16 protein-coding genes are annotated in these 13,010 nt (G+C 72.9%); 9 read left to right on the top strand and 7 right to left on the bottom strand.

Going from position 1 to position 13,010, the window contains the following annotated elements; genetic code table 11:
• Nucleotides 1-36 precede the first annotated feature (36 nt).
• From RF647_RS01895 to tgt, 3 genes are all read left to right on the top strand, one after another.
• Nucleotides 37-1,350: a glycoside hydrolase family 76 protein gene (locus RF647_RS01895; RefSeq protein ID WP_368810252.1), complete on the top strand. Its 1,314-nt coding sequence runs from the start codon at nt 37-39 to the stop codon at nt 1,348-1,350.
• 62 nt (nt 1,351-1,412) lie between these two features.
• Nucleotides 1,413-1,955, top strand: coding sequence for an NUDIX hydrolase family protein (locus tag RF647_RS01900; protein WP_017833900.1), 543 nt, complete (start codon nt 1,413-1,415; stop codon nt 1,953-1,955).
• A gap of 115 nt (nt 1,956-2,070) precedes the next feature.
• Complete coding sequence (tgt, locus tag RF647_RS01905) at nt 2,071-3,372, top strand: tRNA guanosine(34) transglycosylase Tgt (protein WP_368810253.1); 1,302 nt, start codon at nt 2,071-2,073, stop codon at nt 3,370-3,372.
• Here the strand turns inward: tgt and RF647_RS01910 are convergent.
• The 3 genes from RF647_RS01910 to RF647_RS01920 all read right to left on the bottom strand — a co-directional run bounded on the left by RF647_RS01910 (nt 3,354) and on the right by RF647_RS01920 (nt 4,945).
• Nucleotides 3,354-3,821: a universal stress protein gene (locus tag RF647_RS01910; RefSeq protein WP_368810254.1), complete on the bottom strand. Its 468-nt coding sequence runs from the start codon at nt 3,819-3,821 to the stop codon at nt 3,354-3,356. The genes tgt and RF647_RS01910 overlap by 19 nt on opposite strands.
• 139 nt (nt 3,822-3,960) lie before the next feature.
• Nucleotides 3,961-4,452, bottom strand: a complete 492-nt coding sequence (locus RF647_RS01915; protein WP_368810255.1) for a universal stress protein — start codon at nt 4,450-4,452, stop codon at nt 3,961-3,963.
• A 67-nt stretch (nt 4,453-4,519) separates the two neighbouring features.
• The gene (locus tag RF647_RS01920; protein ID WP_165979613.1) at nt 4,520-4,945 is read right to left on the bottom strand and encodes an Lrp/AsnC family transcriptional regulator; all 426 of its coding nucleotides are present in this window, start codon (nt 4,943-4,945) and stop codon (nt 4,520-4,522) included.
• Nucleotides 4,946-5,105: 160 nt separating this feature from the next.
• On the opposite strand from RF647_RS01920, the gene RF647_RS01925 reads away from it, so the two are divergent.
• Nucleotides 5,106-5,297 (top strand): hypothetical protein, encoded by a 192-nt coding sequence (locus RF647_RS01925; protein WP_368810256.1) that lies wholly within the window; start codon nt 5,106-5,108, stop codon nt 5,295-5,297.
• Between the two features lie 212 nt (nt 5,298-5,509).
• The gene (locus RF647_RS01930) at nt 5,510-7,063 is read left to right on the top strand and encodes an alanine/glycine:cation symporter family protein (protein ID WP_368810257.1); all 1,554 of its coding nucleotides are present in this window, start codon (nt 5,510-5,512) and stop codon (nt 7,061-7,063) included.
• Between the two features lie 109 nt (nt 7,064-7,172).
• Here RF647_RS01930 and RF647_RS01935 read toward each other — a convergent pair whose 3' ends face one another.
• Nucleotides 7,173-7,895, bottom strand: coding sequence for a TVP38/TMEM64 family protein (locus tag RF647_RS01935; protein WP_368810258.1), 723 nt, complete (start codon nt 7,893-7,895; stop codon nt 7,173-7,175).
• A 61-nt stretch (nt 7,896-7,956) separates the two neighbouring features.
• Here RF647_RS01935 and RF647_RS01940 point away from each other — a divergent pair, with 61 nt between their 5' ends.
• On the top strand, nt 7,957-8,430 hold the full coding sequence (locus RF647_RS01940) for an SRPBCC domain-containing protein (protein WP_368810259.1): 474 nt from the start codon (nt 7,957-7,959) through the stop codon (nt 8,428-8,430).
• A 43-nt stretch (nt 8,431-8,473) separates the two neighbouring features.
• Nucleotides 8,474-9,283, top strand: coding sequence for an MBL fold metallo-hydrolase (locus RF647_RS01945; RefSeq protein WP_368810260.1), 810 nt, complete (start codon nt 8,474-8,476; stop codon nt 9,281-9,283).
• Here the strand turns inward: RF647_RS01945 and RF647_RS01950 are convergent.
• Both RF647_RS01950 and RF647_RS01955 read right to left on the bottom strand, forming a co-directional pair.
• Entirely contained in the window at nt 9,268-9,927 is a 660-nt protein-coding gene (locus RF647_RS01950; protein WP_368810261.1) for a DUF4126 domain-containing protein, read from the bottom strand. The genes RF647_RS01945 and RF647_RS01950 overlap by 16 nt on opposite strands.
• 53 nt (nt 9,928-9,980) lie before the next feature.
• Nucleotides 9,981-10,691, bottom strand: coding sequence for a queuosine precursor transporter (locus tag RF647_RS01955; RefSeq protein WP_368810262.1), 711 nt, complete (start codon nt 10,689-10,691; stop codon nt 9,981-9,983).
• Between the two features lie 226 nt (nt 10,692-10,917).
• Here RF647_RS01955 and RF647_RS01960 point away from each other — a divergent pair, with 226 nt between their 5' ends.
• Both RF647_RS01960 and RF647_RS01965 read left to right on the top strand, forming a co-directional pair.
• Nucleotides 10,918-11,775 carry a hydroxymethylpyrimidine/phosphomethylpyrimidine kinase gene (locus tag RF647_RS01960; RefSeq protein ID WP_368810263.1) on the top strand — a complete coding sequence of 286 codons (858 nt, stop codon included), beginning with the start codon at nt 10,918-10,920 and terminating at the stop codon, nt 11,773-11,775.
• Nucleotides 11,776-11,981: 206 nt separating this feature from the next.
• On the top strand, nt 11,982-12,650 hold the full coding sequence (locus RF647_RS01965; RefSeq protein WP_368810264.1) for a TetR/AcrR family transcriptional regulator: 669 nt from the start codon (nt 11,982-11,984) through the stop codon (nt 12,648-12,650).
• Here RF647_RS01965 and RF647_RS01970 read toward each other — a convergent pair.
• Nucleotides 12,634-12,984, bottom strand: coding sequence for a type II toxin-antitoxin system VapB family antitoxin (locus RF647_RS01970; RefSeq protein ID WP_368810265.1), 351 nt, complete (start codon nt 12,982-12,984; stop codon nt 12,634-12,636). The two genes, RF647_RS01965 and RF647_RS01970, sit on opposite strands and share 17 nt — an antisense overlap.
• Nucleotides 12,985-13,010 lie beyond the last annotated feature (26 nt).

The raw sequence follows: 13,010 nt of genomic DNA on the forward strand, positions 1-13,010 counted from the left end.
CACCAGCACCTCTCCCCCGCCAGCACAGGAGTTTCCATGCCCTCGACGACCGGAGCGGGCGCCGCGCCCACCGCGGCGACCCCCGAGCCCACCGCACACCCCGCGCCCACCGAGCACCACGGTGTCGCCGCACCGGGCGCCGCGGCCGCGCTGCGCGCCGACAAGGCCGCCCACTCGGTCCGGGAGCTGTTCGCCGGACGGGCGCTGGGGGTGCCCGGCACGCTGCTCGGCGCCCCGGCGCACCCGCGTCCCACGTCCCCGAAGGCCCCGTGGCACTACTGGTGGCAGGCGCACCTGCTCGACGCGCTCGTGGACGCCGGGCTGCGGCACCTGGACGACCCGGCGCGGGCCCGGCGGTTCCGCCGGGAGGGGCACCGCCTGCTGCGGGGCATCACCCTGCGCAGCGGCGGCCGGGTGACCCACAACTCCTACTACGACGACATGGCGTGGCTGCTGCTGGCCGTGGGCCGTCTCGCCGAGCTGGACCGCGCCCTGACCGGCCGGCCGGACGTCGCGTGCCTGGACGCGGGCAGCGCCCTGCTCGCCCGGCTCGAGCAGGGCCACACCGGGGACCTGGGCGGCGGGGTCTTCTGGAACACCCGCCACGACGTCAAGAACACGGCGTCCTCCGCGCCCACGGCCCTCGGCTTCGTGCGCACGCACCGCCGGGAACAGGCCGGCGCGGTGCTCGACTGGCTGCGGGCCACCCTCTGGGACCCGGAGCGGAAGGTCTTCCACGACGGTCTGCACCTGGTCGCCGCCGGGTCCGGCACCGAGGTGACGCGCCGGGACGAGAGGCTGTTCAGCTACAACTCCGGGCCGGTGCTCGGTCTGCTCCTCGAGCTCGCGGACGCCCCGGGGACGGGCGAGCAGGACCGGGCGGACCTGCTGCGCACGGCTGCCGACGTGGTGGCGGGCGCCGCGCAGGAGTACGGCCGCGACCTGGACGGACGCCCCGTCCTGCGCACCCACGGCGGCGGGGACGGCGGCCTGTTCAGCGGGATCCTGGCCCGCTACCTCGCCGACGCCGCCCTGCACCCGGGAATGCCCGCCGCGGCGCGCCGCACCGCGGCCGCGCTCGTGACCGGCACCGCCGACGCCCTGTGGGCGGGCCGGCGGGAGTTCGATCCCGCGGTGGACTTCAACGCGCCCGCCACCGCGCCGGCGGCCGCCGGCGAGACGGTGGCGATCTTCTCCCCGGACCCGGCGCGGCACGCCGACGAGTCGCAGCGCCCCGGCGTGCCGGTCGAGCTGTCCACGCAGGTGCAGGCGTGGACGGTCCTGGAGGCCGCCGCCCGGCTGGCCCGCCCGGGAGCGGGCCCCGTGGCCACCGGCTCCGCTGAGCGCTGAACCGGCCGCCCCGGGCGGTGCGGGCCGTGGCCCCGCCCGGGGTCTTGGGATAGAACAGCAGTATGAACTTCCTCCGCACCCCCGATCCGAACCCCGGTTGGCTCAACGAGGACGACCTGCAGGAGGCCCGGCGCCGCCTGCCGATGGTCTACGTGCAGGCCCTGCCGGTCCGGCTCGATCCGCTGGGCTACCTCTCCGAGATCGGGCTGCTGCTGCAGGCGACCCCCGAGGGAAAGATGATGTACACCTTCGTCTCCGGTCGGGTGCTGTACCGGGAGACCATCCGGGCCGCGCTGCTGCGCCACCTGGAGAAGGATCTGGGGGCCATGGCGTTCCCGCAGCTGCCGGTCTCCACCACGCCCTTCGCCGTGGCCGAGTTCTTCCCCTCGCCGTCCGAGACGGGGCTGACCGACGACCGGCAGCACGCGGTGGCGCTGAGCTACATCGTGCCGGTGCGCGGGGAGTGCAGCCCCCGCCAGGACGCCCTGCAGCTGTCCTGGATGAGCCCCGAGGAGGCGCTCAGCCCCGAGGTGCAGGCGGAGTTCGCGGGCGGTCGCGGAGACCTGGTGCGCCAGGCCGTGGCCCACGCCGGCTGGGGCCGCTGAGCGGCGTCACCGGCGCACGGGCCCTTCCCCGGGCCGCGGCGGACGGCCGGCGCCGCCGCGGCACCACGGGCGCTCGCCGTCACCCGCCGCCGGGGCGGTGACGCACAATGGACGGGTGCCCGCTCCAGAAGAGACCCTGCTCCCCGCCTCCGCCCGCTCCGACTTCGGCTTCGCGGTGGAGCACCGGCTCGCCGAGACCGCCACGATCGCCGGCGGGCGCCTCGAGACCAACGGCGGCCCGTTCCTGGGCCGCACCGGGACCATCACCACCCCGCACGGGACGATCCGCACCCCCGCGTTCGTCCCCGTCGGCACCGCCGCCACCGTCAAGGCGGTGCTGCCCGAGTCCATGTCGGAGCTCGGCGCGCAGGCCCTGCTCGCCAACGCCTACCACCTCTACCTCCAGCCCGGCGCGGACGTCCTGGACGCCGCGGGCGGGCTCGGGGCCTTCATGAACTGGTCCGGCCCCACCTTCACGGACTCCGGAGGCTTCCAGGTCATGTCCCTGGGCTCGGGGTTCCGGAAGGTCATCGACATGTCCACGGTCGCGGCCTCGGCGGCGGGGGACGACGACGTCGCGACCGGCAAGGAGCGCATGGCGCGGGTCGACGACGAGGGGGTCACGTTCAGGTCCCACATCAACGGGGACGTCCACCGCTTCACCCCGGAGATCTCCATGCAGGTACAGCACCGGCTGGGCGCGGACATCATGTTCGCGTTCGACGAGCTGACCACGCTGCACAACTCCCGCGGCTACCAAGAGACGTCCCTCGAGCGGACCCGCCGGTGGGCGCTGCGGTGCGTCGCCGAGCACGCCCGGCTCACCGAGGAGCGCGCCGACCGGCCCTACCAGGCCCTGTTCGGCGTGATCCAGGGCGCCCAGTACGAGGACCTGCGCCGGAAGGCGTGCCGGGACCTGGGCGCGATGGACTTCGACGGGTTCGGCATCGGCGGGGCCCTCGAGAAGGAGAACCTCGGCACGATCGTGCGCTGGTGCAACGAGGAGCTGCCCGAGGACCGACCCCGGCACCTGCTGGGGATCTCGGAGCCGGACGACATCTTCACGGCCCTCGAGAACGGCGCGGACACCTTCGACTGCGTCTCCCCCACCCGGGTGGCCCGCACGGGGGCCGTGTACGCCCCGGACGGCCGCTTCACCGTCAGCAACGCCCGCTTCCGGACTGACCTAGCCCCGATCGACAGCGGCTGTGACTGCTACACGTGCGCCCACTACACCCGGGCGTACCTGCACCACCTGTTCAAGGCCAAGGAGCGCCTGTCCGCGACACTCACGTCGATCCACAACGAGCGGTTCGTCGTGCGCATGGTGGACGGCGCCCGCGAGGCCATGGCCGACGGGACGTACTTCGAGTACCGGGACGAGGTCCTGGGCCGCTACTACGCGGGACGTTCCTGAGCCGGCCCCTCCGCCTCGGGGTGCTCGTGGATCACGAGCACCGGGCACTTCGCGTGGGCGACGCACGCGGCGCTGACGGAGCCCAGCAGCAGCCCGCGGAACCCGCCGTGGCCCCGGCGCCCGACGACGAGCATCGTGGCGTCCTCGCTCTCGTGCACCAGGACCTTCGACGGGTGGCCGAACACCACGGAGGTGGTGAGCCCGCCCGGCACGTCGTCGCCGAACGCCTCCTGCACCGCCTTGTCCACCTGCTTCTGGGTGACCTCGTCGAAGTTGTCGCTGCCCAGCGGGACGTACCCGGCGTACTCGGGCGGGTAGTCCCACGCTCCGACCGCCCTGATGCCCGCGCCGAAGGACGGCGCGATCCGCGCCGCCCAGCGCAGCGCCTCGACGGACTGCTGGGAGCCGTCGACCCCGACGACGATCGCTGCTGCGGTTCCGTTGCTCATGCCGAATCCCTTGCTCACGTGATCACGCTGATGTGCTCAGTATCACAGAGCGGGCGGCGCCACGAGCACCCTCGCGGGAGCATGTTCTGGGGACACCGCGGACGAGTCCCTCCGCCCCCGGGCGGGACAGGCGGCACCCTCAGCCGGCGGGCCCGGCCCCCTGTGCCTGCCCAGGGCTCTCCGTCTGTCCGGCGCCGACCGTCTCGTCGGGGAGAACGAGCACCGGGCACGGGGCATGGGCGACGCACGCGGAGCTCGTCGACCCCATCAGCAGCCCCTTGAAGCCGCCGTGGCCCCGGCGGCCCACGACGAGCAGCTCGGTCCCCTCGCAGTGGCGGATCAGCACCTTGGACGGGTGGCCGAACTCGACCACGGTGCTGAGCCCGGCCGGCACGTCCGCCCCGAACGCCTCCTGGACGGCCCGCTCCACCCGCTCCCGGGCGAGCTCGTCGAACCGGTCGTCCTTGAAGTGGACGAAACCGACGTACTCGGGCGGGTTCTCCCACGCCCCCACCACCTTGACGGTCGCCCCGTACGCCGGCGCGAGACGCGCGCCCCAGCGCAGCGCCTCGACGGACTGGGGGGATCCGTCGACCCCGACGACGACGACTGCTTCCGCTGCGTTCTCCATGACCGGTCCTCCGATGCGGTGACGAGGGTGCTGTGCGGCCAGTATTCCAGAGCCCGGCGGGCCGCGCTCAGAGGTGCGAGAGGATGACCGAGCTCCTCGTGTGGTTGATTCCCTTCCACTCCCTGATCCGGACCATGACGTCCTCCAGGTGGGTGGTGTTCTCGGCCCGGATGAGGAAGATGCCGTCCGCCTCGCCGGTCACCGTGTAGGCCGCGGTCACCTCGGCGATCTCGGCGGCCATGGTGCGCATCATCGACGGCGAGAGCCCGCCGTCGCAGTGCAGCTCCACGAACGCCTGGATGTTCCACCCCATGACCGACGGGTCGAGCTCCGCCGTGAAGCGCTTGATCGCCCCGGTCTGCTGCAGGACGTCGACCCGCCGCTTCACCGCGGGGGCCGACAGGCCCACCTTGTGGCCGATGGCCGCGTAGCTCTCCCGGCTGTCCTGGACCAAGGACGCAACGATCTGTTGGTCAATCTCATCAAGACGCAACGATTCACTCCTTTCGTGAGCGTTCTCACATTGATTGATTCACTATCAACCCGTTAGACTTTAGATGTCAACCGAGGCGCAGTGTCCGCCCCCCCCTTCCGGCGACCCGCCCTCGGACCCACGGATCTTCTCGCACCGCCCACAGAAAGTTGCCTTTCCCATGGCCCTCGTCCTCGTCTTCGCCCTCCCCGCCCTGCTCTTCATCGCCATCGGCCGGGCCGCGGCCCCCGCCCGAGCCACCTCGATGGGCAACGCCGTGCGCAGCGCCGGCAGCGACCTGGCCCGCGGCCTGCGCGTCTGCGCCATGACCTCCCCCCAGTACCTGGCCGGCGGAACCCGCGCCGGCCGCTGACCCGGCGCCTGCGGCGTCAACGGTGACGCCGCCCCGGCACCGCCTGCGGCCCGGCCTCCTCGCGACGAGACGTCCTCGCGAGGAGGCCGGGCCGCTGCGGGTTAATTCTTTGTTGCAACGGCAAGATGGCTCTTTCGGCGACAAGCGTGTCTGTTGCCAACCGGCTGTCCACAGGGTGTAGTGGGGAGATGCAGATCACGCAGGCGTTACCCATGACTACCGTCACCGACGACGTCGGGTGGCTCGCAGCGATCGACAACGCCATCAACAGCGCGTTCGCTCCGGTCACCGAGGTCTTCTCGACCATCGTCTTCTACCCCATCACCATCGCGGGGGTGAGCTTCCCGTTCGTCGTGGCCTGGCTCATCGCGGCCGGCGTCATCTTCACCCTCTACTTCGGGTTCATCCAGTTCCGCGGTCTGAAGGTCGCCGCCGACGTGGTGCGGGGCAAGTTCTCGACCAAGGACGACCCCGGCGAGGTGCCGCACTTCCAGGCCCTGACCTCCGCACTGTCGGGGACCGTGGGGCTGGGCAACATCGCCGGCGTCGGCGCGGCCATGGCCCTCGGCGGCCCCGGCGCGACGTTCTGGATGATCTGCGCCGGCCTGCTCGGCATGGCGACCAAGTTCGCCGAGTGCACCCTGGGCGTGAAGTACCGCGAGGTCCACGAGGACGGCACGGTCAGCGGCGGGCCCTTCCGCTACCTGCCCATCGCCTTCAGCAAGTTCGGCCGCATCCCCGCCAAGATCCTGACCGGCGTCTTCGCCGTGGCGATCCTGTTCTTCGGCGCGGCCGGCGGCAACATGTTCCAGGCCAACCAGACCTTCGCGCAGGTGCAGAACGTCACCGGCGGCGCCGACGGCTTCCTCGGCAGCGCCGGGGCGGCCCTGATCTTCGGCATCGTCCTCGCGCTGTTCGTGGGCCTGGTCATCATCGGCGGCATCAAGTCGATCGGCGCCACCACCAGCCGGCTCGTGCCGGCCATGGGCGCCATCTACGTCACCGCGTGCCTGATCGTCATCCTGGTCAACCTCAACCAGGTGCCCGCGGCCATCGGCTCCATCATCAACGGCGCGTTCTCCCCGGAGGGCATGGCCGGCGGCGTCCTGGGCGTCATGATCGTGGGCTTCCAGCGTGCCGCGTTCTCCAACGAGGCCGGCCTGGGCTCCGCCGCGATCGCCCACTCCGCCGTCAAGACCCGCCGCCCCGTGAGCGAGGGCTTCGTGGCCCTGTTCGAGCCGCTCGTCGACACCGTGCTGATCTGCACCATGACGGCCCTGGCCATCATCATCGCCGGCGCGCCGAGCCTGCAGGCCGGCATCGACCAGGTGCAGGCCGGCGGGGGCGCCCCCGACGGCGTCATCCTCACCTCGGACGCCTTCGCGACGGTCATTCCCTGGTTCCCGGTCGTGCTGGCCGTCGCGGTGGTCCTGTTCGCCTTCTCCACCCTGATCACTTGGTTCTACTACGGGCTCAAGTCGTGGGAGTACCTGTTCGGGCGCAGCCGGCTCAGCGACAACATCTTCCGCGGCATCTACCTGTTCTTCACGATCGCGGGCTGCGTCCTGACCTTCAGCGAGGTCATCAGCTTCGCGGACGCGGCGCTGTTCGTCTGCGGCTTCGTGAACCTGCTGGGCGTCTACCTGCTGCTGCCCGTCATCAAGCGGGACATGAAGGAGTACCTCGCCGACCGCAAGAGCGGCAAGCTCCACCTCCTCGGCAACGAGCCGACCGACGGGTCCACCGCGGTCCGCCCCCGGGCCTAGGCCCGAGGGCCGCACGGCCGCACCGGCCGGTCACCCCGAACGGCGTCCGCCCGGTCCTCGCCCCGAGGACCGGGCGTCGCCGTGCCGTGGACCCGCGGCGCGGCCGAGCCTAGTCGGCGCTCCCCACGCCGTCGGCCTCGGGCGCGCGCTCGGACTCGCCGCGGGAGCGCCGCCAGGCGAGCACGCCCACGACCACCACGACCGCCCAGGAGGCGGCGACCGCCGCGAGGGCCGGCCACGACGGCCGGGACGTGAAGGCCCCCACGGCGGCGAAGCTCACCTGGCCCGGCATCCCGCCCAGCAGGGTGGCGCCGAGGTAGTCGCGCTGCGGGATGCGCACGAGGCCCGCACCGTAGCTGAGGGTCCAGTTGGGCAGGACGGGCCGGAGCACGAGCACCGTGAGGAAGCCCTTGCCGACGAGCTTGCGCTCCACCAGCTCGACCCGGTTACCCGCGATCCGGTACAGGGCGTCGCGGCCGAGGAACCGCGCGAGCCAGTACCCGAGCCAGGCCCCCGCCGTGGTGGCCACGACCCCGACCACGCTGCCCTGGGCCATGCCGAAGAGGAATCCCCCGGACACGGCCATGATCGTCACGGGGACCGGCGTGGCCGCCACGAGGACGAAGACCGCCGCGAAGACGACGGGCCCCCACGCTCCGAAGCCCTCGACGAAGACCCGGACCTGCTCCACGGTGGGCAGCTCGTGGCCGATGAGGTACCAGACCGCCACGGCCAGCAGCAGCAGGAGCGCACCGCCCTTGAGCGCGGTGACCCAGGCCGGCCGCGTGCCGGGCTCGCGGGGCCCCGGCTCCGGCGCGGGTTCGGTGCTCACGTGCGCCACTGTACCGACCGCCGCGCCCGGGGGCCGAGAACGACCGGGGACAATGGGGGGCATGGACGTCACCGATCTGGACCCCGCGGAGGTCTTCTCCGTCTCCCACGCCCTCGCGCACCCCCCGGCCGCGGTGTTCGCCGCGTTCACGGAGCCGGACCGGCTCGCCGCCTGGTTCGGTCCGCCGGGCTGGAGCGTGCCCCGGGAGTCGGTGCTGCTCGAGGTCAGGCCCGGAGGCCGGCAGCGCTTCCGCATGGTCCACGACACCGACCCAGCCCAGGTGGCACCGGTGCACGGCACCTATCTGCGGGTCGAGCGGGACGCCCTGCTCGAGGGCCGCGAGGCGCTGCCCGGACCGGACGGACGGCCCACCGCCGGCCACGTGCTGACGCGCACCGAGTTCGTCCCCACCGGGGAGGGCGGCACCCTGCTGGTGCTCACGCAGGGGCCGCTGCCCGCCGCGGTGCACCCCGGGGCGGCCGCGGCGTGGCGCGGCTCCTTCGCTCGGCTCGAGGCCCTGCTGGCCGCGGGGTGAGCCGGGGTGCCGGTCCCCCGCCGGGCTCGGATAGTCTGCCCGCATGACCCAGGACGCCGGCACCCGCACCACCGCCCTGACCCGGCGGCTGACCGCCCCCAACCCCGGCCCCATGACCCTGGACGGCACCAACTCGTGGCTGGTCGGGGCGCCGGGGCAGCAGGACGTCGTCGTCGTGGACCCGGGGCCGGCCGACCGCGGACACCTCGCCGCCCTGGCCGCGGCGGGACGGACCGTGCTGACGCTGATCACGCACCGCCACGCCGACCACACCGAGGCCGTCGACGACTTCCACGCGCTCACCGGCGCGCCCGTGCGCGCCATCCTGCCGCAGTTCTGCCGCGATGCCGGACCGCTGCTCGACCGCGAGACGATCGAGGCCGCCGGGTGCCGCATCCGGGTGCTGCACACCCCCGGGCACACCTCCGACTCCGTGAGCTTCCACCTGCCCGACGACACCCCGGTCGCGGGCGCGGCCACCACTGCCGCGAAGCGCACCTCGGGCACGGTGCTCACGGGCGACACGGTCCTGGGGCGGGGGACCACGATGCTCGACCACCCGGACGGGAGCCTGGGCGACTACCTGCGCTCCCTGCAGCGCCTGGCGGTGCTGGGCGACGCCCTGGTCCTCCCCGCGCACGGGGAGGTACGGGAGGACGTGGAGGCGGTGTGCGAGGAGCTCCTCGAGCACCGGATGGAGCGTCTGGCCGAAGTCCGGGAGGCCCTGCGGGTCCTGGGCCGCGCCGCGACTCTCGAGGCCATCACGGCGCGGATCTACGCCGACGTCCCGGAGCACGTGCTGCCCGCCGCCCGGAGCTCGGTGGGCGCGCAGCTGGCCTATCTCGGCTTCTGAGCCGTGCCGGCGGCGCCGGACCGGCCAGGGGCCGTCCCCGGCCGGCGGCGGCGTCGGAGCCCGCGGTAGAGGAAGAACAGCAGGACGGCGACGGCGGCCAGCAGCACGAGGACGAGCAGCGGCAGGAGGACGGCCACGAGGGACAGCGTGAGCGCGGAGACGTCCTCCACGGTCGAGATCACGGGCGCCGCGGCCCCGGCGCTCAGGGTGTTGACGGCCGGCCGCGAGACCGTCTTGGTCACGTGCACCACCAGGGCGATCACCACCCCGGTGGCCACGGGGAGCCAGGCGTGCGAGGAGAGGAACGCCTCCGGGTTCGTGACGGTCGCCGTCTGCCCGCCGAGGTCGATCCCGGCGATCTGGGCGGTGGCCGAGGAGCCGAAGACGATGCCTCCGGCGGTGGGGCGCACGAAGGTCTGCAGCAGGTCGTTGAAGGAGTCCACGACCGGGACCTTGTCCGCCACCACCTCCACGGCCAGCAACACGGCCAGGACCGTCAGGACCCACCCGTTCGACAGCCAGGCGAAGCCCGGCCCGAGGTCGACCACCTCGGTCCAGCGGTCCAGCAGGCCCAGCACCACGAGCGGGATGTAGGCGTTCAGCCCCGCCGAGGCCGCGAGTCCGGTGCCCGTGAGGAGATCCATGCGCTCATCGTAGGCCCGTGCACCGCTCCGGCCGGGCGGGGCACCCGGCCCCCTCAGCGCTGGGGCGCGAGGGCCGCCCCCGGGACGGCGGTCTCGCCGTAGGTCGGCTCCCGGCGCTTGAGCCAGCCGATCACGGCGTAGGTCACCGGCATGACCAGGACCTCGACCAGGACCTTGTACACGTAGCCCACCACCACGTAGTTGAGGAAGTCGGCCGCGGTGGTGATGCCGATGACCGGGGCCGCCACGGTGCAGAAGATCACGGTGTCCACGAGCTCGCCCACGAGGGTCGAGCCGATGAGCCGGGCCCACAGGTGCTTCTCCCGCGTGCGCGCCTTGATCCGGACCATCACGAACGCGTTCAGCAGCTGCCCCGCGAGGTAGCCCAGCAGGGAGCCGGCCACGATGAGCGGGACGGGGCCGAGAACGGACTCGAAGGCAGCCTGGCCCTCGTAGAAATCCGCCGGGGGCAGGGCGATGACCAGCCAGAACACGACCGAGGAGAACAGCCCCGCGGCGAAGGACGTGACGATGGCACGGCGCGCGGCCCGGAAGCCGTAGACCTCCGCCACGACGTCGCCCAGGACGTAGGCGAGGGGGAAGAGGAAGAAGCCTCCGTCGGTGATGACGGGGCCGAACGCGACGCCCTTGGTCGCGGCGACGTTGGAGAGCACCAGGACCACGCAGTACGCCGCGACCACCAGGTCGAAGTACGTGCGGGGACGGCAGGCGAACCCGGCGGGGGCAGGATCGGAGGAGGACACGGTCGGTCACCAATCTGTCGTGACGCGGCGCCGGCCCGCGCGGGGCGGACGCCGAGGGTCGATCTGTGCGGTGTGCTGGACGGACCCGGGGCGCCCGCCTGCCACCCGGGAGCCCCTTTCCCGCCGCCGCGGGTCCCTGCGGGGACCGCGTGCCGGCCGGAGACCATCCGACAGTCTAGCCCCCGCGGTTGGCCCCGGCACCGCGCGGGGGCGCAGAATGGCTCCCATGACCGACACCAGCACCGTTCCCACGCCCGCCGCGGCGGGCCCCGCCGACCAGCCGTCCGTCGCCCTGACGATCGCCGGATCCGAGGCCACCGGCGGCGCAGGCGCGCAGGCGGACCTCAAGACCTTCCAGGAGCTCGGGGTCTTCGGCGCCCTCGCGCTGACCTGCATCGTGTCCTTCGACCCGTCCGCCGACTGGGGCCACCGCCTGTTCCCCGTGCCGCAGGACGTCCTGCGCGAGCAGCTCGAGGCGATCACGGCCGCCCACGCGCTGGACGCCGTGAAGATCGGCATGCTGGGCAGCCCCGAGACCATCGCCACCACCGCCGAGGTGCTCACCGCGCTGGCGCCGCGCCACCTCGTCCTGGACCCGGTCCTCATCTGCAAGGGCCAGGAGCCCGGCGCGGCCCTGGACACGGACGAGGCGCTGAAGGCGAAGATCCTGCCGCTGGCCACGTTCGTGACCCCGAACCACTTCGAGTCCCTCTCCCTGGCCGGCATGGACGAGATCAGCACGGTCGAGCACCTCGAGGAGGCCGCCCGGCGGATCCACGAGACGTCCGGCGCCGTGGTCCTCGCCAAGGGCGGGGTCCGCCTCGCGGGCCCCGACGCCGTCGACGTCTTCTACGACGGGACCACCCTCGAGGTGCTCTCCGAGCCCAAGGTCGGCGAGGTCCCGGTGGCCGGGGCCGGCTGCACGCTGGCCGCCGCGGTCGCCGCGGAGCTGGCGAAGGGTGCCGCGCCCCTCGAGGCGGCCCGCACCGCGAAGGCCTTCGTCTCCGCCGGCATCCGGCGCCGGATCACCTCGCGCGCCCCGTTCGACTCCCTCTGGCAGGGCGGCTCGGCCGCCGAACGGTGAGCGGGCGGCGGGCCCGGCCGCCGGATCGGCACCCGGGCCCGCCGTGCCCCGCCCCACCTGTACTGGGGGTTTCCTGGACGTTTCCCCAGACTGTCTGCGCGAAGGAGCCCGAACGCGGGAAACGGTGGTGTCATAGTCAGACACACCGTCACCAAGGCCCAGAAAAGTGTGCATAATTTGGTGACACGGACAGATAAGGTGTCATCATGCCTCGTATTTCTGCGGCCACCAACGCCGCGCAACGGGAGAACACCAAACGAGCGATCCTCGACTCCTTCGGCCAGCTGCTCTACCAGCAGGGCCTCACCGGTCTGACCATGACGCACGTGGCCAAGAACGCCGGCGTGGGCCGCACCGCGGTCTACAACTACTTCGCGGACATGGGCGAGCTCCTCGTGGCCTACGCCCTGGACGAGACCGAGCGGTTCATGACCGACCTGCGCCGCGACCTCGAGGGCGTCGCCAACCCGGTCGACCGGCTCGCCGTCTACATCCGCGCCCAGATCGAGGACCTCACCCGGCGCCACCTGCCCCCGGGCCCCACCATGCGCACCGTCCTCTCCCCGGAGGACTACCAGAAGCTGGGCGAGCACGTGGGCGAGCTGCAGGGCCTGCTGGCCGCGATCCTGCGGGACGCGATCGGCCGGGCCTACCTGCCGGAGGGCGACATCTCGGAGCTCGCCGCCCTGGTCCACGGATCCCTGACCGCCGCGGCGGACCGCGGCCAGAACTCCGCCCAGGACCGGGCGGCGCGGGAGCAGCACATCCGCTCCACCGTCCGCTTCATCCAGCAGGGTCTGGGGGCGCAGTTCGACGCCGGGGGCCACCCCGTGCCGCTCGCGTCCGAGCGGCCGCCCCTCAGCGCGGCGTCCTGACCGCGCCCCGCCCGCTCCCCGCCCGCGCGCCCGGCGCGGGTGCAAGTTCCAGCACGCGCGCGTGCAGCACGGTGCGGTGGTGCAGCGCGGTGCGCAGCGCCCGGTGCAGTCCGTCCTCCAGGTAGAGGTCGCCCTCCCACCGCACCACGTGCGGGAAGAGGTCGCCGTAGAAGGTGGAGTCCGCGTCCAGCAGGGTCGCCAGGTCCAGGGTGGTCTTCGTGGTGACCAGCTCGTCCAGCCGGACCTGCCGCGGCGCGATGCCGGACCAGTCGGTCGGCGTGACGAGGCCGTGGTCCGGGTACGGGCGGGAGTCGCCCACGGCCTTGAAGATCATGCGTTCATCCTAGGGGCGGGCCCCGC

The sequence above is a fragment of the Kocuria sp. CPCC 205263 genome (genome assembly GCF_040981075.1).
Taxonomy (GTDB): Bacteria; Actinomycetota; Actinomycetes; order Actinomycetales; family Micrococcaceae; genus Kocuria; species Kocuria rosea.